14 protein-coding genes and 1 pseudogene are annotated in these 19,164 nt (G+C 68.5%); 11 read left to right on the top strand and 4 right to left on the bottom strand.

Annotated elements, in window-relative coordinates:
- Positions 1–94: 94 nt before the first annotated feature.
- Positions 95–1,045 (bottom strand): transaldolase, encoded by a 951-nt coding sequence (gene tal, locus AC3A3X_RS00995; RefSeq protein WP_487581198.1) that lies wholly within the window; start codon positions 1,043–1,045, stop codon positions 95–97.
- A 136-nt stretch (positions 1,046–1,181) separates the two neighbouring features.
- On the opposite strand from tal, the gene AC3A3X_RS00990 reads away from it, so the two are divergent.
- The 3 genes from AC3A3X_RS00990 to AC3A3X_RS00980 all read left to right on the top strand — a co-directional run bounded on the left by AC3A3X_RS00990 (position 1,182) and on the right by AC3A3X_RS00980 (position 5,307).
- Positions 1,182–1,937 (top strand): NYN domain-containing protein, encoded by a 756-nt coding sequence (locus tag AC3A3X_RS00990; protein WP_487581197.1) that lies wholly within the window; start codon positions 1,182–1,184, stop codon positions 1,935–1,937.
- A gap of 137 nt (positions 1,938–2,074) precedes the next feature.
- Entirely contained in the window at positions 2,075–2,815 is a 741-nt protein-coding gene (locus AC3A3X_RS00985) for a protein-L-isoaspartate(D-aspartate) O-methyltransferase (RefSeq protein WP_487581196.1), read from the top strand.
- Between the two features lie 65 nt (positions 2,816–2,880).
- A complete protein-coding gene (locus AC3A3X_RS00980) occupies positions 2,881–5,307 on the top strand; it encodes a spermidine synthase (RefSeq protein WP_487581195.1) in 2,427 nt (808 codons plus the stop codon).
- Positions 5,308–5,381: 74 nt separating this feature from the next.
- On the opposite strand, the gene AC3A3X_RS00975 is transcribed toward AC3A3X_RS00980, so the two are convergent.
- Complete coding sequence (locus AC3A3X_RS00975; protein WP_487581194.1) at positions 5,382–7,580, bottom strand: primosomal protein N'; 2,199 nt, start codon at positions 7,578–7,580, stop codon at positions 5,382–5,384.
- A 445-nt stretch (positions 7,581–8,025) separates the two neighbouring features.
- On the opposite strand from AC3A3X_RS00975, the gene AC3A3X_RS00970 reads away from it, so the two are divergent.
- A complete protein-coding gene (locus AC3A3X_RS00970) occupies positions 8,026–9,042 on the top strand; it encodes a sigma factor-like helix-turn-helix DNA-binding protein (protein WP_487581193.1) in 1,017 nt (338 codons plus the stop codon).
- A complete protein-coding gene (locus tag AC3A3X_RS00965) occupies positions 9,032–9,658 on the top strand; it encodes a DUF3106 domain-containing protein (RefSeq protein ID WP_487581192.1) in 627 nt (208 codons plus the stop codon). The genes AC3A3X_RS00970 and AC3A3X_RS00965 overlap by 11 nt, the downstream gene beginning before the upstream one ends.
- Positions 9,659–10,990: 1,332 nt before the next feature.
- Here AC3A3X_RS00965 and AC3A3X_RS00960 read toward each other — a convergent pair.
- Positions 10,991–11,264, bottom strand: a pseudogene (locus AC3A3X_RS00960) (DUF3667 domain-containing protein); the annotation flags it as partial.
- Positions 11,265–11,445: 181 nt separating this feature from the next.
- Between AC3A3X_RS00960 and AC3A3X_RS00955 the strand changes: the two are divergent.
- A complete protein-coding gene (locus AC3A3X_RS00955) occupies positions 11,446–12,828 on the top strand; it encodes an MATE family efflux transporter (protein WP_487581191.1) in 1,383 nt (460 codons plus the stop codon).
- Between the two features lie 150 nt (positions 12,829–12,978).
- Positions 12,979–14,862, top strand: a complete 1,884-nt coding sequence (sppA, locus tag AC3A3X_RS00950) for a signal peptide peptidase SppA (protein ID WP_487581190.1) — start codon at positions 12,979–12,981, stop codon at positions 14,860–14,862.
- 100 nt (positions 14,863–14,962) lie between these two features.
- On the opposite strand, the gene AC3A3X_RS00945 is transcribed toward sppA, so the two are convergent.
- Positions 14,963–15,190 carry a hypothetical protein gene (locus tag AC3A3X_RS00945; protein ID WP_487581189.1) on the bottom strand — a complete coding sequence of 76 codons (228 nt, stop codon included), beginning with the start codon at positions 15,188–15,190 and terminating at the stop codon, positions 14,963–14,965.
- Positions 15,191–15,294: 104 nt separating this feature from the next.
- Between AC3A3X_RS00945 and AC3A3X_RS00940 the strand changes: the two genes are divergently transcribed.
- The 4 genes from AC3A3X_RS00940 to AC3A3X_RS00925 all read left to right on the top strand — a co-directional run bounded on the left by AC3A3X_RS00940 (position 15,295) and on the right by AC3A3X_RS00925 (position 19,160).
- Positions 15,295–16,071 (top strand): SDR family oxidoreductase, encoded by a 777-nt coding sequence (locus AC3A3X_RS00940; protein WP_487581188.1) that lies wholly within the window; start codon positions 15,295–15,297, stop codon positions 16,069–16,071.
- A 425-nt stretch (positions 16,072–16,496) separates the two neighbouring features.
- Positions 16,497–18,611, top strand: coding sequence for a TonB-dependent siderophore receptor (locus AC3A3X_RS00935; protein WP_487581187.1), 2,115 nt, complete (start codon positions 16,497–16,499; stop codon positions 18,609–18,611).
- Positions 18,612–18,621: 10 nt separating this feature from the next.
- Entirely contained in the window at positions 18,622–18,897 is a 276-nt protein-coding gene (locus AC3A3X_RS00930; protein ID WP_487581186.1) for a hypothetical protein, read from the top strand.
- Positions 18,897–19,160: a hypothetical protein gene (locus tag AC3A3X_RS00925; protein WP_487581185.1), complete on the top strand. Its 264-nt coding sequence runs from the start codon at positions 18,897–18,899 to the stop codon at positions 19,158–19,160. Before AC3A3X_RS00930 ends, AC3A3X_RS00925 begins: the two co-directional genes overlap by 1 nt.
- The last annotated feature ends 4 nt before the right edge of the window (positions 19,161–19,164 follow it).

The following is a 19,164-nucleotide window of genomic DNA, read 5'->3' as shown; positions in this document are numbered from 1 at the left end:
CACAGTTTGCCCTAACCCTGTGGGAGCGGCCTCAGCCGCGATGGCTGGAGGCACAACAGATCGCGGCTGAAGCCGCTCCCACAGCAGGTGCCGATCAGCGCAACCGGTCGGCCAGCAGTGCCTCGAGCTTGCGCTGGTCGGCGGCGAAGCGGCGGATGCCGTCGGCGAGCTTGTCGTTGGCCATCGCATCCTCGTTGTGCTGCCAGCGGAAGGCCGCTTCGTCGAGCACGGCCGGTGCCGGTGCGCGGTCGCCGGTGTCGTTCAATGCGCGCGGTACGCCGCCTTCGCTGGCGGCCAGTTCGGCCAGCAGTTCCGGCGAGATGGTCAGGCGATCGCAACCGGCCAGCGCCAGCACCTGCCCGGTGTTGCGGAAGCTCGCACCCATCACCACGGTGTTGAAGCCGTGGCGCTTGTAGTGGTGCCAGATGCGGGTGACCGACTGCACGCCGGGATCGTCCTGCGGCGTGGCCGGCTTCTCGCCGCCGTTGGCCAGGTGCCAGTCGAGGATGCGGCCGACGAAGGGCGAGATCAGGAACACGCCGGCCTCGGCGCAGGCCACGGCCTGGGCGAACGAGAACAGCAGGGTCAGGTTGCAGTTGATGCCTTCGCGCTCGAGCTGCTCGGCGGCGCGGATGCCTTCCCAGGTCGAGGCGGTCTTGATCAGCAGGCGCTCGCGGCCGATGGCGGCCTTCTCGTACAGCGCGACCAGCTTGCGGGCCTTGGCCAGGGTGGCGTCGGTGTCGAAGCTCAGGCGCGCATCGACCTCGGTCGAGACCCGGCCCGGAATCAGCTTGAGGATTTCGGTGCCGATGGTGACCGCGAGGACGTCGGAAGCGTCGGCGACGCGCTCGGCCAGGTCGGAACCGCGCGCCTGCGCCAGTGCCGAGTCGATCAGCGGCGAATAGGCCGGGATCGAGGCGGCTTTGAGCAGCAGCGACGGATTGGTGGTGGCGTCGAGCGGATGGAAACGGGCGATCGCCTCGATGTCGCCGGTGTCGGCGACGACGGCGGACAGGGTGCGCAGTTGTTCGAGCTGGCTGGTCATGGTGTCGGTGGCTTCGGTGTCGGGTTCATTCTCTCCGATTAGATCATGGTAGCGCTAACATTCGTACGGTGGCCTGCGTCATACCCGCGGCGCCGGCCTGGGGTAGGCTCGCCGTGACCCAGCCTGGAAGCGTGTCATGGCCGAACCCGAGCGCCGCATTGCCCTGCTGATCGACGCCGACAACGCGCCGGCCGCCAGGATCGACGTGATCCTGGCCGAGGTGGCGCGCCATGGCGTGGCCAACGTCCGCCGCGCCTATGGCAACTGGAAGAGCCCGCACCTCAAGAGTTGGGAGGCGACGCTGCACGAGTACGCGATCCGGCCGATCCAGCAGTTTGCCTACAGCAGCGGCAAGAACGCCTCCGACATGGCGATGGTCATCGACGCCATGGACCTGCTCTATGCGCGCAACCTCGACGGATTCGCGATCGTCTCCAGTGACGCCGACTTCACCCCGCTGGTGATGCGGCTGCTGACCGACGGGGTGAAGGTGTATGGCTTCGGCGAACGGAAGACTCCGGCTCCGTTCGTCAATGCCTGCACGACGTTCCTGTTCGTCGAGACGCTTGGGCAGCCGGAAACCGCGGAAACGTCCGTCAGCGAGAAGCCGCGGACAGGCAAGGAGTTGCGCGGTGACACGCGGCTCGTCCACATGCTGCGGACGTCGGTCAATGCGGCTACGCGTGAGGATGGATGGGCGCTGCTGAGTTCGGTTGGAACGCAGATCAGGAATCAGGCTTCGTTCGACGAGCGAAACTACGGGTACCGGAATATCAGTGGACTGATCGAGGCGACGGAGCTGTTCGAGCTCAAGCGCAATGACAAGATCGTCTGGATCCGGGAGAAGTCGGGCAGCAGCGGAAAGCAAACGACCAAGAAGACCAAGGCCTAGCAGGGCTTGTCTTGTCATCCCGAGCGTGAGCGAGGGATCTGCTTTCCGCGGCGAAACAACAGGTCCCTCGCTGCGCTCGGGACGACATGCGGGCCCCTTGCCAAGTCGCTAACGCGAGGGGCCCTAGACTCGCCGCCATGCAGGGCGGTGCCACCATCGCCGGAATCGCGCGCATGGCCGTGCTGGTCGCGGTGCTGTGCGGCACTACGGTGCACGCGCGACAGGGCGATGCCTATGCGCAGCCACGGCGCGCGCTGATCGCGGAGCTGGAAGCCGAGGCCCGCGCCGACGCCGGCACCTCCGCGCGCATCGACCGAGACGTGCTCGAAGTGCTCGCCCGCGTGCCGCGCCACGACTACGTGCCGGCAAACGAGCGCGAACACGCCTACGAGAACCGTCCGCTCGCCATCGGCCATGGCCAGACCATCTCGCAGCCGTACATCGTCGCCTTGATGACCACGCTGGTGCGGCCACGCACGGGACAGAAGATCCTCGAGATCGGCACCGGCTCGGGATACCAGGCGGCGGTGCTGGCGGAGTTCGACGTGCAGGTGTACTCGATCGAGATCATCGCGCCACTGGCCGAGCAGGCGGCGAAGCGACTCAAGCGTTATGCCAACGTCACCTCGCGCAAGGGCGACGGCTATTACGGCTGGAAAGAGCAGGCACCGTTCGATTCGATCATCGTAACCGCGGCCGCGTCCTCGATACCGCCGCCGCTGCTGGCACAGCTCAAGCCGGGCGGGCGCATGGTGATTCCGGTCGGCAGCAGCTTCTTCACCCAGACGTTGATGCTGGTGGAGAAGGATGCGCAGGGGCGCGCACGAACACGGCAGGTGCTGCCAGTGCGGTTCGTGCCGTTGACGGGCGGGCACTGACGATCGTGGCCGATGCTCCTGACGCCGGCCTTTCTGCCGCGGTTCCGGAGGAGGCCCGCGGACGATTGCCGTTTGCCATCGGCTTGATCTCGGCGGCGGCGCTCGCTTACCAGTTGCTGCTGATGCGCTGGCTGGCGATCGAACACTGGCACCCGTTCGCGGTGATGATCATCAGCCTTGCCCTGCTGGGGCACGGCGCGAGCGGCACCTGGCTTGCGGTGTGGTTGCGCGGGCGCGGCAGCGAGTACCTGGCGCCGCGATTCGAAGGCGTGTTCGCAGGGTGCGCCCTGTTGTTCCCGATCACTGCCGCATTGGCCTTGCTGGTTGCACGCGCGATTCCGTTCAATGGCCTCGAGCTGGTATGGGATCCGCGCCAGCTGCTGTGGCTGGGCGCGCTCTACCTGGTGCTGGCGGTACCGTTCTTCTTCGCGGCCAGCTGTTTCGGACTGGCGTTCGCCCGCCATGGCAGCCGCATTCCGGCGCTGTATGGTGCCGACCTGATCGGCGCCGGCGCCGGCGCGCTCGCGGCGCTGGTGCTGGGCTACCTTCCGACCGGCCGCGGCCTGGTGCTGGCGGCACTGGGCGGGACCTGGGCGGCGTTCCTGGTGTCGCGGGCGAACTGGCGCCGGATCGTGGCGCTGCTGGTTGCGGTCCTGCTGGTGGCGTTGATTCCCACGGCGCTGCTGCTGCCGCGACCGAATCCGTACAAGGGCCTGAGCAAGGCGCTGCTGTTGCCGCAGGCACACGTCGTCGCACAACGCTGGGGACCTTATGGCTGGATGGCCGTGCTCGACAGTCCGCAGGTGCCACTGCGGTACGCACCCGGCATGAGCCTGGGTTTCGCAGGCGAACCGCCGGCACAACGCGGTCTGTTCACCGACGGCGATGGCTTGTCGGTCATCACGCGCAATACCGGCGTGGCGCCGGGCGAATGGCTCGATGCGCTGACGTCCGCGCTGCCGTACCACGCGCGGCGGCCGCGCTCGGTGCTGGTGCTGGGCGCAGGGGGCGGCATGGAGGTGCTGCAGGCGCTCGCGCTGGGTGCCGGCCGCGTTGACGCGGTCGAGCTGTCCGCGCAACGGCTGGCGATGGTGCGCGACGACGAGGCTCGCTACGCCGGTCAGCTCTATCGCGACCCACGCGTGCGCACGATCGTGGCCGAACCGCGTGCGCATGTGCGCGCGGACGGCAGGCAACACGATCTGATCGTGCTGGCCGGTGGCGAATCGTTCGCCAGCGGCGGTGCCGGCGTGCAGTCGGCGAGCGAGCAGTACGCGCTGACCGTCGAAGCGATGAGCGATTACCTCAAGCGCCTGTCGCCGACGGGGATGATCGCCATCACGCGCTGGAGCAAGCAGCCGCCTCGCGACGAGCTCAAGCTCGTGGCGACGATGGCCAAAGCGTTGCGGCTGGAGGGCGTAGCCGCGCCAGCGCAGCACGTCGCGGCGATCCGCAACTGGGATGCGAGTACCTGGCTGTTGTCGCGGCGACCCTTCACGCCGGCCGAAGTCGTGGCGATGGAACGCTTCGTCGAGCAACGCGGCTTCGATGCGTTGCTCCTTCCGGGCATCCGGGTCGATCCGGCGAACAATCTGCACGCGCTCGATCCGCCGTACCTGTTCGACGGCGCGCGGGCGCTGCTGTCGCCGCGCGCGGACCCGTTCGTCGACGACTACAAGTTCATGATCGAGCCCGCCAGCGATGACCGCCCGTACTTCGGTCACTACTTCCGCTGGCGCAGCCTGCCGGAGCTGTGGAAGCTGCGCGGGGAGGGCAGTGCGGTGCTGCTCGATTCGGGTTATCTGCTGCTGGTGGCGGCACTGGTACAGGCGTTGCCGCTGGCATTGCTACTGGTATTGCTGCCGCTGCGGGTGCTGGCGCAAGGCGATGCAGGACAAAGTGGCGACATCTCGCGCACTCGCGCCGCTGCGTACTTCACCGCGTTGGGGTTGGCATTCCTGCTGATCGAGATCGCGACGTTGTCGCGGTTGACGCTGCTGGTGGGGCATCCGTTGCTGGCGGCTACCGCGGGGCTTGCCGGCGTGCTGCTGTTCGCCGGAGCGGGAAGCCTGCAGGCGCAGCGCTGGCTTGCCGGCCATGACGCCTCGCCACAGGCCATCACGCTGCGCATTCGCTGGGCGGTTCGCGCGATCGCGTTGGGACTGCTGTGGCAGGTGGCGATGTTCGCCATCGCCATGGAGTACGCCGCGTCGTGGCCACCGTCGGCGCGCGCGCTGCTCGGGCTGATCGGAATCGCGCCGATGGCGTTCGCGATGGGAATGCCGTTCCCGCTTGGCCTGGCAAGGCTGGCACGAACGGCGCCCGGATTCGTGCCGTGGGCGTGGGGCCTCAACGGTTGCGCCTCGGTGCTGGCGGCGATCCTGGCGTTGCTGCTGGCGATGGCCTTCGGCCTGCGCGCGACGTTGCTGATTGCGCTGGTGCTGTACGTGTTCGCGGCGTGGATCTGGCCCGTTCGGACACCGCCGTCGTAGGAGCGAGCTTGCTCGCGATCGAGCGTGACCGGAGCCCTTCGCGAGCAAGCTCGCTCCTACACCGCGGGCGGGGATCAGTACAGGTCGACCGGGTCGACGTCCAGCGACCAGCGCACCTTGCGTGCATCAGGCAGCGCGTGGATCGCCGGCATCGCGGCATCCAGCGCCGAGTGCAAAGTGCGGCGATCGGCAGCCGACAGCAGCAGCTGCGCGCGCTGGTAGCCGGCACGACGCGGCATCGGCGCCGGCAGCGGCCCGTGCAGGTCGAGGGCGGCGCCGGTGTCGTGCACGATTGCGCGCGCCGCGCGCAGGAAGCCTTCGCAGGCCTCGGTGTGCTTGGCTTCCGCGCGCAGCATCGCCAGGTGCGCGAACGGCGGGAAGCCGGCGGCCTCGCGCTGCGCCAGTTCCTCCTCGGCGAAGGCGGAATAGCCACCGGTCAGCAACGTGGCCAGCAGCGGATGACCGGGATGGTGCGTCTGCAGCAGCACTTCACCGCGGCGTTCGGCGCGGCCGGCGCGACCGGCGACCTGGATCAGCAGCTGCGCCAGCTTCTCCGGCGCGCGGAAGTCGGCCGAGAACAGGCCCTCGTCGATGCCGACCACGGCCACCAGCGTCAGCTGCGGCAGGTCGTGGCCCTTGGCCAGCATCTGCGTGCCGACCAGGATGCCGCGCTGCGTGCCGAAGCGGGCCAGGTGCTGCTCCAGCGCGTCACGGTGCTGGGTGGTGCCGCGATCGATGCGCAGCACCGGGACGTCGGGGAAGCGTGCGGCCAGGGCTTCCTCGATGCGCTCGGTGCCGGCGCCCTGCGCTTGCAGCGCCAGTCCGCCGCAGTCGGGGCAGGCGTTGGGCACCGGGCGTCGCGCGCCGCAGTGGTGACACTGCAGGCGTCGGCCGCCCGCGTGCACGGTCATCGGCGAATCACATCGCTGGCATTGCGCGCTCCAGCCGCAGTCGTGGCACAGCAGCACGGGCGCATAGCCGCGCCGGTTCTTGAACACCAGCACCTGGCCGTCGGCATCGAGGGCGCGGCCAATCGTGTCCAGCAGTTCCTGCGACAGGCCGGCTTCCAGCGGGCGCTTGCGCACGTCGCACACGCGTACGCTCGGTGGCTGCGCATCGCCGGCGCGTTCGCGCAGGCGCAGGTGCGTGTAGCGTCCGGTCTGGGCGTTGCGCAGGGTCTCCAGCGACGGCGTCGCGCTGCCCATCAGCACCGGGATGCCGAGGGTCTTGCCGCGCACCAGGGCGAAGTCGCGGGCGTGGTAGCGGATGCCGTCGAGCTGCTTGAAGCTGCCGTCGTGTTCTTCGTCGATGACGATCAGGCCGGCATCGGGCATCGGCAGGAACACCGCCGAGCGGGTTCCGACCACGACCCGCGCTTCGCCGCGGGCGAAGGCGGCCCACGTGCGGGCACGCTCGGCGTCGCCCAGCCCCGAATGCAACGCATGCACCGGCACGCCCAGGCGGGCGCGGAACCGCGCCAGGGTTTGTGGCGTCAGGCCGATCTCCGGCACCAGCACCAGGGCCTGCCGGCCGCGCGCGAGGCAATCGGCGATCGCGTGCAGGTAGACCTCGGTCTTGCCGCTGCCGGTGACGCCGTCGAGCAGCAGGGCAGCGAAACCGTCGCGGCTGGCCAGCACCGCGTCGACGGCGGTCTGCTGTTCGGCGTTGAGGGTCGGGCCCGGTCGGGGCGCGGGTGCCCGTGCCGTCGCCGGTACCGCGATCCGCTCGGCCAGCTCGCGCTTGGCGAGGGCGCGGGCGGCGCTGCGCCAGTCACCGAGGTCGTCGTCCAGGGTGTCCTCGTCGCAGGCGGTGTGCTGCAGGCGGTCCGCCAGTCGCCGCGGCTTGCCCGCGCGCAGTCGCTCGCGCGCCGTCTGCCCGGCTTCGGTCAGCTGCCAGGCCCAGGCGTGGGTATCGGCCAGGGCCTCGCCGCGGCGCAGCGTGGCAGGCAACGCGGTCGCCAGTACTTCGCCGAGCGGTGCGTGGGTGTAACGCGCCAGCCAGCGCAGCGACTCGAACAGCTCGCCGTGGAACACCGGCTGTGGGTCCAGCCGGGCCAGGGCGTGCTTGAGCTGCGGCGCATCGTCGCCGGCGGCGCCGACCTCGGAAATGACACCGACCAGTTCGCGGCTGCCGAACGGCACCCGCACCCGGCTGCCGACGTCGCCCGCGCTCGCTGCCTCGCCCACGGGGGGCAGGTAGTCGAACAGGCGGGGTAGGGGCAGTGGCAGGGCCAGTCGCCAGACTGGCGAATCAGGCTTCGGGGCATCGGGCATCGGCGCAGTCTACCGAGGCGCGAGGGCGCGCAGGCACCCGGGGAAAGTTGCGGGGCATTGCTCCCCGCTCTGTGACAAAAGTCACGCAAGTGATGGAAGTAAAAGGCAATTGGGCCTTATCCACATCGCCTGTGGATAAATCTGTGCATGGCGTGTCGGCAGATTGGTCCGACTACAGAAAAACAGGCGTTGCGGCCACGTTGGTGAAAAAAGTGCCAACGCGGTTATTCTGTTTTCAATCAATCAGTTACCTGTGAAACATCGCTGTCATGCGGTCATGGGCCGGGGTCAGGCGTCAAGTAGTGACGATTCCATTACTGCTGTGCACAACCGCTTTTCGGGCGCGGGCCGCGTCCTGCTTCGCGGAGCACGTGTTAGCGCGTTGTCAAGCGGTTTTGTGGCATGTCGTCATCGCTATGATGCGGGGCATGGCGATGCAGTCCCGATGAGCGTTTCTTCCCCCTCCCACAACTCCACTCCGCCCCCCGCACTGTCCGCGTTCCTGCGCGGCGTCGAGCGTCGTGGCGCGGTCGTGGCCGAGCTCCAGGCCGGCGATGCCGGCCTGGGCGATGCTGCCCTGGCGGCGGCGATGACCCAGTTCCGGGGCGAGGCCGAGTCGCTGGCGATGCCAGCCTGGCCGACCCGTTTCTGGAGCCTGCTGCTGGCCCAGCCGCAGCTGCGCAGCCGCACCGCGGTGGCCCTGCCGATCGATGTGACCGACCGCCTTGGCGAGCTCGGCAGCGGCCCGCGTGCGGCCTTGCTGCTGCGGGTCGCCGCCGGGCTTTCGGAAGACGAGGGCGCGGCCGTGCTGGGCGTGTCCCAACCCAGCTTCCGCCTGGCGTTGCAGCGGGCGCTGCCGCACCACGAGGACGGTCGCGCCGATCCAGAGGCGTGGCAGCGGCTGCGCGAGCAGATCCATCGCCGCATCAAGACCCTGCCGGCCGACCGGCTGGTGCGGCTCAGTGCTGCCCGCGACGCGGTGATGCGCGGTCCGGCATCTGAATCGGCATCGTCGTCCGCTGCGGCGGCTACGGCGCGGCACCGCCCGCGCTGGCTGATGGCGTCGCTGTGGGTGTTGCTGGTGTCGTGCGTGCTGGCACTGGCTGCCAGCTTCATCTGGCCCGACCTGCTGACACCCTGGCAGCACGCGCTTGGCCTGGAGCCGGGCGTGAAACGCGTCCGCGTGGAACCCTTGCCGGAAGGCGGCGAGCCGGCTGCGCGCTATTCCCCCGAAACCGCCCTGGTCGCCCGCCGCGACTTCGACCTGCTGGCTGATCCGCAGGCCCAGGTTGATGCCCGCGACCTCGAGTTCCACAGCTGGTACGCCGCGCAACAGGACGCGGGCGTGACCGAGCCGACTCCGCCCAGCGACGCGCCGCCAGCCGATGCGATCGCACCGACGCCGGTCAACGTAACGCAGACCGGCAGTGAGACCGAGACGGAGTCGTCCGATGCGCCGTAACCGAGGTTTCCTTGCCCTGGCGCTGCTGCTGGCCGTCGCCTCGGCCGGGTCGACCCCGCCGGAGCTGCGCGACGCCATGGCGAAGCTGCCACCGGCGGCGCACGCGCAACTGCAGCGGCAATCGCAGCAATGGGCTGCCTGGTCGCCGCAGCAGCGCGCGGACTATTCCCGCCGTGCCGCGCAATGGGACGCCCTGCCGCGCGGCGAACGCGATGCCATCCGCGAGCGCTATCAGGCCTGGCGTGCGCTACCGGCGCAGGAGCAGGCCCGCATCCAGGCCGCCGCCACGCAGCTGGCGACGATGCCGGCCGAACAGCAGCGGGCCTGGCGGGCGCAGTTCGATGCGCTCGATCGCAGCGAGCGCCGCGGTTGGTTGCTCGGACCCACGCTCGGCGGCGACTACGCGATGTTGCAGCCGCTGCTGGCGCAGGTGCCGGAGCAGGAGCACGCAGCGCTGATGCAGGCGCTGCGGACGATGACCGCACAACAGCGCAAGGATCTGGGTGTGTTGGCCCAGCGAACCCCGCCGACCCGGCGCGAGGCGCTGCGCCGCGGTCTGCTGGCCGCCGGTGCCGATGGCCGCGGCGACTGGCTGTGGCAGCAGATGCAGCACTAAAGCACCTGTCCGTCGTAGGAGCGAGCTTGCTCGCGATCAGCCTTGCCGTGACGGACAGGCCTTCGCGAGCAAGCTCGCTCCTACGAGGGCGGGGTGAAGTGCTCCGGCGCGTACACGACCGCGCCGACGCCCATGCTCACATCCGCACCAGGCTCGCCAGGGCGAGGAAGGTCGCGGCGAAGGCGAGCAGCACGAAGTACAGGTTGCCGATCACCAGGTAGCGCAATACGGTCACCGGCCAGCCGTTGCGGTACACGCGCTTCTGCATCAGCAGCAGGTAGATCGGCAGCCAGATCCACAACAGCGTGAGGAGAATGCCGCTGATCCAGCCGTAGCCGTCCCAGTGCGGCGAGATCGCATTGTCGAGTGCGATCAGGATGAAGAACGCCAGCATCGTCAGGCACATGTAGGCATGGCTGTAGAGCGCGATGACGAGGTGCTCCAGATACAGCCGGCCCGAACCCAGGTAGGCCAGCTTCAGCAACAGGGCGAACACGGGAACCAGCAGGAACAACGCCGAGGGCACCGCGGCAAACAACGCCTTCACCCACAGTCCCGGGTCCTTCTGCGCGCGCGAGACGTTCTCGCGGCCGTGCGCGATCTGGCGGTTGACCCAATGGTTGAAGAACGCAGGCGCCCAGCCGATGACCAGCGGATTGGTTTCCTCGTCCCACGGCTCTTCGCTGCCAAACAGCGTCAGGCGGTCATAGCAGTCGGGGTCGCCGTAGATGCGCGCATCCTCGGACTCCTTGCGCACGCGGTCGCCTTCGGTGCTGGTGGCTTCGGCGATCTGCAACTGCGCGGCCCGGCAGCCGGCGGCGTTGTTGATATCGCGGATCTCGTTGAGTTCGTGGCGGCGGGCGGCCGTGGCGTTGGCCGGCAATGTCGCGAGCTTGACGTGGTGCGGCGCCAGCCGTTCTTCGCGCAGGCGTTGCAGTGTCGCCAGATCGGCCGCCTTCTCCAGGTTCTGCTTCGCCGTCTCCATCGCGGCGGCGGCGCGGCGCGCGCCGTCGGCCTTGGCCGCGGTGATCTGTTCGGCGCTCATGCCGGTCTGGCGACCGATGGCCTCGATGCGGCCGTCAGCGGCGCGATTGACGTCGTCGACGGCAACGTCTATCGCCTTGCGCGCGTGCAGCAGCACCGCCGGGATCGCCGCGCGTGCTTCGGCCAGGTCGGCCAGGTTCTTGCGCCGGATCTGTTCGACGTCGGCGATGCTGGTCGCCTTCGCAAATGCCTTGGACTGCTTGGCGGAGTTCTTGTTGCTCGAGACACCATCCTCGAGCTGCACCATCGGGTTGGCCTTGTCGCTGTTGTCGACGTGGATGACCATCTGCGCGAAGAAGAACGTCACCACGCTCAGCACCACGAACAGGCGCAGCGGCGCGACGTAGCGCGCGCGCTGCCCGGCGAGGTAGTTGTTGGCCACGCGGCCCGGGAAGATCAGGTCGCGCAGGGTGCGGAAGATGCGGCCGTCGAGGTGCCAGAACGACTCGAACACTTCCTCCAGCGCATGCCCGGCATCGCGCACCGGATTGACCACCGACTGCCCGCAGTCATGGCAGTAGTGGCCCTGGAGTGGCGCATTGCAGTTCTCGCAATGGCTGGGAACGTCGTGTCCTTTCTCGCTCATCGGTTGCTTCCCTCTCCCCTGGGTGCCAAGGCATGTGCAGGCCATGGCAACGAGCCGTTCAGATCAAGCCGCTAAGATAGCGGCCCGCCGCGACCCGGCGCCAGCGCCCGACATCGGATTCGGTCGCGCGGCCGCAGTCGTGCGTCTGGTTGTAACGATGTCCCCGCCTTCTTCCCTCGCCATTCCCGCCCGCAAGGGGCTGCTCGGCGAAGTCCGCACCACCGCCATACTTGCCGCGCCCCTGGTCGGCGGGCACGTGTCGACCGGCCTGATCGCCTTCGTCGACAACGTCCTGGCGGGCCACCACAGCACCACCACGCTGGCCTCGGTCACCATCGGCACCGCGCTGTGGTGGCTGCCGATGATGGTGCCGATCGGCACGCTGCTGTCGGTGCCGCCGTCGGTATCCCAGCTCGACGGTGCCGGCCAGCGTGAGCAGATCGGCGCGCTGTTCCGGCAGGCGCTATGGCTGGCGCTCGGTCTGGGCCTGGTGCTGTTCGCGTTCCTGACCTTCATCCCGCTGGCGTTGGGACCGATGGGCATCACCGCCGAGATCATCCCCGGTGCGACCGCCTTCCTGCACGGCATCCGCTGGGGCGTGGTGGCGCTGACGCTGTTCTTCTGCATGCGCTATCTCAGCGAAGGCCTGCACTGGACTTTGCCGACTCTGGTGCTTAGCGCCGGCGGCCTGCTGGTGTTGCTGCCGGTCGGCTACGTGCTCACGTTCGGCAAGTTCGGCTTTCCGGAAATGGGGGCCGGCGGACTTGGCGTGGCCTCGGCGATCATGCTGTGGCTGCAGGCGATCGGGTTTGCCATCGTGCTGTGGCGGTCCAGGCGCTTCGCCGACCTCAAGCTGTTCGAGCGCTTCGACCTCCCCGAGTGGTCGATCATCCGCGGCCTGCTCGCCACCGGCTTGCCGATCGGCGTGACGGTGCTGATGGAAGGCGGCCTGTTCATCGCCACGGCGCTGCTGATGGGCCGCCTGGGCGAGGTCCCGGCGGCCGCGCACCAGATCGCGATCAACCTGGCGTCGCTGTGCTTCATGGTGCCGATGGGCCTGGCCGAGGCCACCACCGTGCGCGTCGGCCATGCGCTCGGTCGCGGCGATTTCGCCGGCGTGCGCCGTGCCGCCTATGCCGGCTACACCATCGTCATCGGCACCCAGCTGTTCTCCGGACTGGTGCTGCTGACCGGCAACGACCTGCTGGTCAGCTTCTATACCGGCGACGCGGCGGTGGCGACGCTGGCTGCGTCCCTGCTGCTGTATGCGGCGGCGTTCCAGTTCCCCGACGGCGTGCAGGTCCTGTCCGCCGGGGCGCTGCGCGGCCTCAAGGACACGCGCGTGCCGATGCTGCTCGCAGCGATGGCCTACTGGGGCATCGGCATGCCGCTCGGCGCCGGCCTCGGGCTGGGACTGGGCTGGGGCCCCAAGGGCATGTGGATCGGCCTGATCGCCGGACTCACCGTGGCCGCGCTGCTGCTGTGCACCCGGTTCCTGCGCTCGAGCCAGCCCGACCGCCTGGTCATGCGCGGCCCTTGACCTTTTCGCGCCCGCCGCCACTTCTTTTCCGTCGCTTCACGACCGCCTGCCGATGCGTCACGCCGAGGGCCGGTGGGCCGTGTTACGAATGGCGGGTGAATTCCAAGCCGCCTGCCATTAGGCTGGAAACGTACGCCAGGAGTCTTTGCAATGAATGACACGCCCCGTCGTGGCCCGATCGCCCGGTTCTTCGTCGGGCTGTGGGATGCGATGAACTTCACCCGCCGGTTGGTCTTCAACCTGGTGTTCTTTTTCCTGCTGTTCCTGTTCCTGGCGATCGTCCTTTCCGGCCCGCGGACCAAGCCGCTGCTCGACCGCACCACGCTGGTCATCGCCCCGGAAGGCACCCTGGTCGAGCAGTACAGCAGCGACCCGCTGACGCGTGCGCTGGGCAAGGCCCTGGGCGAACGCGGCGGCGAAGTGCAGCTGCGCGATCTGGTGCGCGCACTCGATGCAGCGCGCCAGGACAAGCGGATCGAGCGCGTCGTGCTCGACCTCGACAAGCTCGAGGCTGGCGGCTTCGCCTCGCTGCGCGAAGTCGCGCAGGCGGTGGCGCGGGTCAAGGCCAGCGGCAAGCAGGTCGTCGCCTTCGCCGAGATGATGGACCAGAAGCAGTACCTGCTGGCCGCGCAGGCCAACGAGGTCTACCTCGACCCGATGGGCGGGATGCTGCTGGAAGGCCTTGGCCGCTACCGCACCTATTACCGCCAGGGCCTGCAGGACAAGCTCGGCGTCGACGTCCATCTGTTCAAGGTCGGCGAGTACAAATCGGCGGCCGAGCCGTACGTGCTCGACGCGGCATCGCCGGAAGCCAAGGAAGCCGACCTGTTCTGGATGAACGACGTATGGCAGCGTTACCTCGGCGACGTCGCCAAGGCGCGCAAGCTCGACGCCGCGCAGCTGGCGCAGGGCATCGAGCAGATGCCGGTCGGCATCGCCAGTGCCGAGGGCGACCTGGCCAGGTTCGCGTTGCAGACCAGACTGGTCGATGGCCTGAAGACCCGCGAGGAGGTCGACGACCTGCTGGTGCAGCGTGGCATTGCCGACGACGACGCCGAAGGCGGTTTCCGCCAGGCCTCGCTCGACGAGTACCTGGTGCAGCTCGACAGCGGCCTGGACGCGGTCGACCTGCGCCGGCCGCAGGTCGCGGTGATCGTCGCCGAAGGCGAGATCCGCGGCGGCGAGCAGCCGCCGGGCACGGTCGGCGGCGAGTCCACCGCGGCGCTGCTGCGTGAAGCACGCGACGACGACAACGTGAAGGCAGTGGTGCTGCGCGTCGATTCGCCGGGCGGTGAGGTGTTCGCCTCCGAGCAGATCCGCCGCGAAGTGGTCGGGCTGAAGAAGGCCGGCAAGCCGGTGTCGGTGTCGATGGGCGACCTGGCCGCTTCGGGCGGCTACTGGATCTCGATGGATGCCGACCGCATCTACGCCGATGCCTCGACCATCACCGGTTCGATCGGCATCTTCGGCCTGATCCCGACCATTCCGCGCGCACTCGACAAGATCGGCGTGCATTCCGACGGCGTCGGCACCACCCGCTTTGCCGGTGCCTTCGACATCACCCGTCCGCTGCAGCCGGAGGTCGGCCAGGTGATCCAGTCGGTGATCGACAAGGGTTACCGCGACTTCACCGGTCGCGTCGCCACCGCCCGCAACAAGCCGGTCGAGCAGGTCGACTCGATCGCCCGCGGTCGCGTCTGGAGCGGCGAGCAGGCCAGGGAGCGCGGTCTGGTCGACGAACTCGGCGGCCTGCAGCAGGCGATCGAATTCGCAGCCACCAAGGCCAAGCTCGACAAGGACAGCTACCACGTGCGCTATATCGAGAAGGCGGCGACGCCGTTCGAGCGCTTGTTCACCGGCTTCATCGGCAGCCGCGCCGGTGGTGCCTGGCTGCGCGAGTCCGACATCGCCCGCAGCCTGCTGGCGAAGGCATCGCCGCAGGCCGCGGCCGACCTGCGCTTCCTCGAAGGCGCGATCCAGCCGACGCGGGGCGTGCCGGTGAAGGCGCTGGCGTACTGCTTCTGCGGGTTGTGATGCTTGTTCCCTCCCTTTCGTGTTGCGGAGGGGAGGGGTAAATCAAAAACGCCCGGCCTGGCCGGGCGTTTTCATTGCAGCTGACTGACCGGCGCCGCGCTCAGTTCGAGGTCGCGTCCGTGGCTGCCTCGATCGCCTTGCGCTGATCCTCCGCGGCCTTCCTGGCTTCGTCCTGGGCCTGTCGGGCCTGCTCCAGCGGTGCCTGCATCGCGTCGCGCAACTGCGTCGCCTGTGGCTCCGGCGGGCGGTCCTTGTCCGGCGGCTTGGGCTTGGAGCACCCGGCCAGCAACGCCAACGCCATCAACGCGCACAGCAGCGATCGCGACATCCGGGCACCCTCGATTGGTCTGGCGGCTATGCTACAGCGGCCGTCGCGCGCGGCAACGTGCCAAGCCGCGACCACCTTCACGCAGTGCGATACCGGAGAGCGGCATGGACCCGAAGCGTTGGCGCCTGGACGGACAACTGGCCCTGGTCACCGGCGGCAGCGCCGGCATCGGGCGCGCGATCGCGCGCGAACTGCTCGGCTTCGGTGCCGACGTGCTGCTCGCCGCGCGTGATTCGACCGCGCTCGACGCCGCGCGCAGCGAACTGGTCGAGGATTTCCCCGACCGCGACATCCAGGGCTTCGTCGCCGACGTCGCCGACGAGGAGCAGCGCCGCGAGCTGCTCGACTGGGTCGAGGATTTCGGCGAAGGCCTGCATATCCTGGTCAACAACGCCGGTGGCAACATCAGCAAGGTCGCCACCGACTACACCGAGGACGAGTGGCGGCAGGTGTTCGAGGTGAACGTGTTTTCCGCGTTCGAGCTGTCGCGCTATGCGCATCCGTTGCTGACGCGGCACGCCGCGTCGAGCATCGTCAACGTCGGTAGCGTTTCGGGCATGACCCACGTGCGCACCGGCGCGCCGTACGGCATGAGCAAGGCGGCGATGCACCAGATGACGCGCAACCTTGCGGTGGAATGGGCCGAGGACGGCATCCGCGTCAATGCGGTGGCGCCGTGGTACATCCGTACGCGCCGCACTTCCGACAAGCTGGCCGATCCGGACTACCTCGACGAGGTGCTGCTGCGCACGCCGCTGGGGCGCATCGGCGAGCCGGAGGAAGTGGCGGCGGCGGTGGCGTTCCTGTGCCTGCCGGCCGCCGGGTATGTCACCGGTGAGTGCATCGCGGTGGATGGCGGGTTTTTGCGCTACGGGTTCTGAGGCGCTGATGCCGTGGTTCCCGCGAAGGCGGGAACCCAAGGACGTTCCCCCTCACCCCGTCATTCCCGCGAAGGCGGGAACCCAGTGACTTTGCTCGGCTTCTCGCGGCGTGCCGCGGACAGCAGGAGCTAACGACGCTGGGTTCCAGCCTTCGCGGGAATGACGGGGTGAGGGGCAATGCGGGATGAGGCCAATGCGGGATGAGGCCAATGCGGGATGAGGCCAATGCGGGATGAGGCCAATGCGGGATGAGGCCAATGCGGCTAATGGCGAGGTAGAAGTCGCCTCACCGTTTGCCCTCGGGTCACCCGGCCTTTAGAATGCGAATCATTCCCATCTCTTGCCGAGCGGATGTCCACCGGTTCACCCGGTGCCCACCGCAACACCCCATGGACGGGGTGGCCGCCTCCCTGCCTGGTCCCCACATGTCCCTTCCCCGCACCGCCGTTGTCTCCCGCCATGCCCTCGCGCTGGCCCTCGCCGCCACAATGACCGCGCCGGTCGCCGCTCACGCCCAGACCGCCTCGCCGTCGGCCACCGACCTGGACTCGGTCGAGGTGCACGCTCCGCTGGCCCGCAGCAGCGGCAGCGCGACCAAGACCGATACCCCGCTGCGCGAGATCCCCGCGTCGGTCTCGGTGATCACCGACGAGCAACTGCGCGATCGTGCGGTGCACGGCGCCGAGGAAGCGGTGTGGTACACCGCCGGCGCCCAGGGCGGCGGCTACGGCCCGGATCCTCGGAGCGACTGGCTGCTGGTGCGCGGCTTCACTCCGGCGCGCTATCTCGACGGTCTCGCCCTGGCCGATGGTTCGGGAACCAGCATCACCCGCATCGAGCCGTTCGGCCTGGAGCGCATCGAAGTGCTGAAGGGGCCGGCCTCGGTCACCTACGGCGCGATGCCGCCCGGCGGCCTGATCAACTACGTCAGCAAGCGTCCGGTCGACGAGGCATTGCGCGAGGTCGAGCTGCAGGTTGGCAGCTACGACATGGTCCAGGCTGCATTCGATTTCGGTGGCGCCCTCGGCGGCAGCGGCGAGTGGTCGTACCGCCTCACCGGCCTGGCCCGCAACAGCGATGACGTCGTCGATTACGTCCACGACGACCGCTACTACGTCGCGCCGGCACTGACCTGGAAGCCCGACGAAGCCAACACGCTGACCCTGCTCGCGCGCTACCAGCGCAACGACACCGTCGCCGGTGCCGGCTTCCTGCCGTCGGAAGGCACGCTGCTGCCGAACCCGAACGGCAAGATCCCGATGAACCGCTTCACCGGCGAGCCGGGCTACAACACCTACGACAAGACCATGAAGTCGCTGGGCTGGGAATACAGCCACGATTTCGGCGGCGGCACCGTGTTCAAGCAGAACGTGCGTTACGGCACCACCGACATCGATCCGGCCGTCGCCGTCGGCGCGTTCGGCCTGCTCGCAGACCAGCGCACGCTGTTCCGCTACCTGTGGGCGACCGAGGAAGAGTCGAAGAACACCGGCATCGACAACCAGCTGACCTTCGCCTTCAACACCGGTCGCGCCCGGCACACGCTGCTCGCCGGCCTGGACTACCGCGATTCGCGCAACGAGTACGCGCAGGCGTTCGCATTCACCGCCCCGACCCTGGACATCTTCAATCCGGTCTACGGCAGCCCGATCGTCACGCCCGACTACACCTCGCGCACCGTGCAGGACCAGGACCAGACCGGCCTGTACCTCCAGGACCAGATCAAGCTCGATCGCTGGGTCGTCACGCTCGGCGGGCGCCAGGACTGGGTCGGCACCGATACGCGCGAGCTGATCGGCGGCACCCGCGGCCACCAGAGCGACGACGAGTTCTCCGGCCGCGTCGGCGTCGACTACCTGTTCGACAACGGCCTGGCGCCGTATGTCGGTTACTCGCAGTCATTCCAGCCGACCGTCGGCACCGACTTCAACGGCAACGCGTTCGTGCCGACCACCGGCGAGCAGATCGAGGCCGGCGTGAAGTACCAGCCGGCGCACAACCGCATCCTCGCCACGCTGGCGGTGTATCGCCTGGTGCAGGAGAACACGCTCACCGTCGATCCCAACCACACCCTGTTCTCGGTCCAGCAGGGCGAGACCGAGGTCAACGGTATCGAGCTGGAAGGCCGCTGGAACGTCGGCAACGGCTTCAGCATCTACGGCGCCTACACCTACACCGATTCGGAAGTGACGCAGAGCACCGACCCGCTGTCGCTGGGCAAGGAAATCGCGTTGCAGCCCGAGCAGGTCGCCTCGCTCGGTGCCGACTACACGATCACCTCCGGCGCGCTCTCGGGCCTGGGCTTCGGCGGCGGCGTGCGCTACACCGGCGAACACTACGGCGATGCCTACAACCTGTGGCAGACGCCGTCGTACACGCTGTTCGACGCCGCCGTGCATTACGACATCGGCCAGTGGCGCCTGCAGCTCAACGCCAACAACCTGACCGACAAGGAATACATCAGCGCCTGCAACAGCGCGGCCTGGTGCTATTACGGCTATCCGCGCACGGTCACCGCGACCGCACGCTTCCACTGGTAAGCGCCTGAGCATGGAAACGGCACTGGCATTGTCGGCACTGATCAGCACGCTGCTGTCGGCGCTGGCGCTGTATGCCGGTTCGCGCAACTGCCGCTGGTCGCCGAAGCCGAAGCACCCGCATCGCTCCACGCGGATTGGCTTTGCGCTGGCGGTGGTCGGGCTGGTGCTGTGGATGCGCCTGCTCGGCGGCGGCGCCGGCCTGTGCGCGATGCTCGACACCTGGATGCTGGGCATGCTGGCCTTGCCTTATCTCGCCTTGCGCTCGCAGTCGAAGGAGTCGCGCTGATGTGGGGCCGTGCCACCGCCGCCGCGATTCCCGGCTTCGGGCTGTCGGCCGGCGTGACCGGTCTGGTGTGCTGGCTGCTGCCGGGTCCGTGGCAGTCGACGCTGGTCGCCGGCATCGTCGCCTTCTTCGCGATCTGGATGGCGGCGATGGCGCTGGCCTTCCAGTTCCGCAACGGCAAGCGCGCATGGGCGTGGTTCGGTGGCGGCGCAGTGGTCAGCCTCGCCACGCTGTGGCTATTGCAGACATTGCAGTGGGTGCGCTGACGTG

Source organism: Lysobacter sp. Soil_N_23 (assembly GCF_057656135.1).
The sequence above is the reverse complement of the archived record's forward strand: the minus strand, read 5'-3'. Positions and strand labels throughout refer to the sequence as shown.

Coding starts and splice junctions, on each gene's coding strand:
- AC3A3X_RS00985 (WP_487581196.1), top strand. CDS start 2,075: ATGCAGGGCGGTGCCACCATCGCCGGAATCGCGCGCATGGCCGTGCTG.
- AC3A3X_RS00930 (WP_487581186.1), top strand. CDS start 18,622: ATGGAAACGGCACTGGCATTGTCGGCACTGATCAGCACGCTGCTGTCG.
- sppA (WP_487581190.1), top strand. CDS start 12,979: ATGAATGACACGCCCCGTCGTGGCCCGATCGCCCGGTTCTTCGTCGGG.
- AC3A3X_RS00945 (WP_487581189.1), bottom strand. CDS start 15,190: ATGTCGCGATCGCTGCTGTGCGCGTTGATGGCGTTGGCGTTGCTGGCC.
- AC3A3X_RS00925 (WP_487581185.1), top strand. CDS start 18,897: ATGTGGGGCCGTGCCACCGCCGCCGCGATTCCCGGCTTCGGGCTGTCG.
- AC3A3X_RS00940 (WP_487581188.1), top strand. CDS start 15,295: ATGGACCCGAAGCGTTGGCGCCTGGACGGACAACTGGCCCTGGTCACC.
- AC3A3X_RS00955 (WP_487581191.1), top strand. CDS start 11,446: ATGTCCCCGCCTTCTTCCCTCGCCATTCCCGCCCGCAAGGGGCTGCTC.
- tal (WP_487581198.1), bottom strand. CDS start 1,045: ATGACCAGCCAGCTCGAACAACTGCGCACCCTGTCCGCCGTCGTCGCC.
- AC3A3X_RS00970 (WP_487581193.1), top strand. CDS start 8,026: ATGAGCGTTTCTTCCCCCTCCCACAACTCCACTCCGCCCCCCGCACTG.
- AC3A3X_RS00965 (WP_487581192.1), top strand. CDS start 9,032: ATGCGCCGTAACCGAGGTTTCCTTGCCCTGGCGCTGCTGCTGGCCGTC.
- AC3A3X_RS00990 (WP_487581197.1), top strand. CDS start 1,182: ATGGCCGAACCCGAGCGCCGCATTGCCCTGCTGATCGACGCCGACAAC.
- AC3A3X_RS00975 (WP_487581194.1), bottom strand. CDS start 7,580: ATGCCCGATGCCCCGAAGCCTGATTCGCCAGTCTGGCGACTGGCCCTG.
- AC3A3X_RS00935 (WP_487581187.1), top strand. CDS start 16,497: ATGTCCCTTCCCCGCACCGCCGTTGTCTCCCGCCATGCCCTCGCGCTG.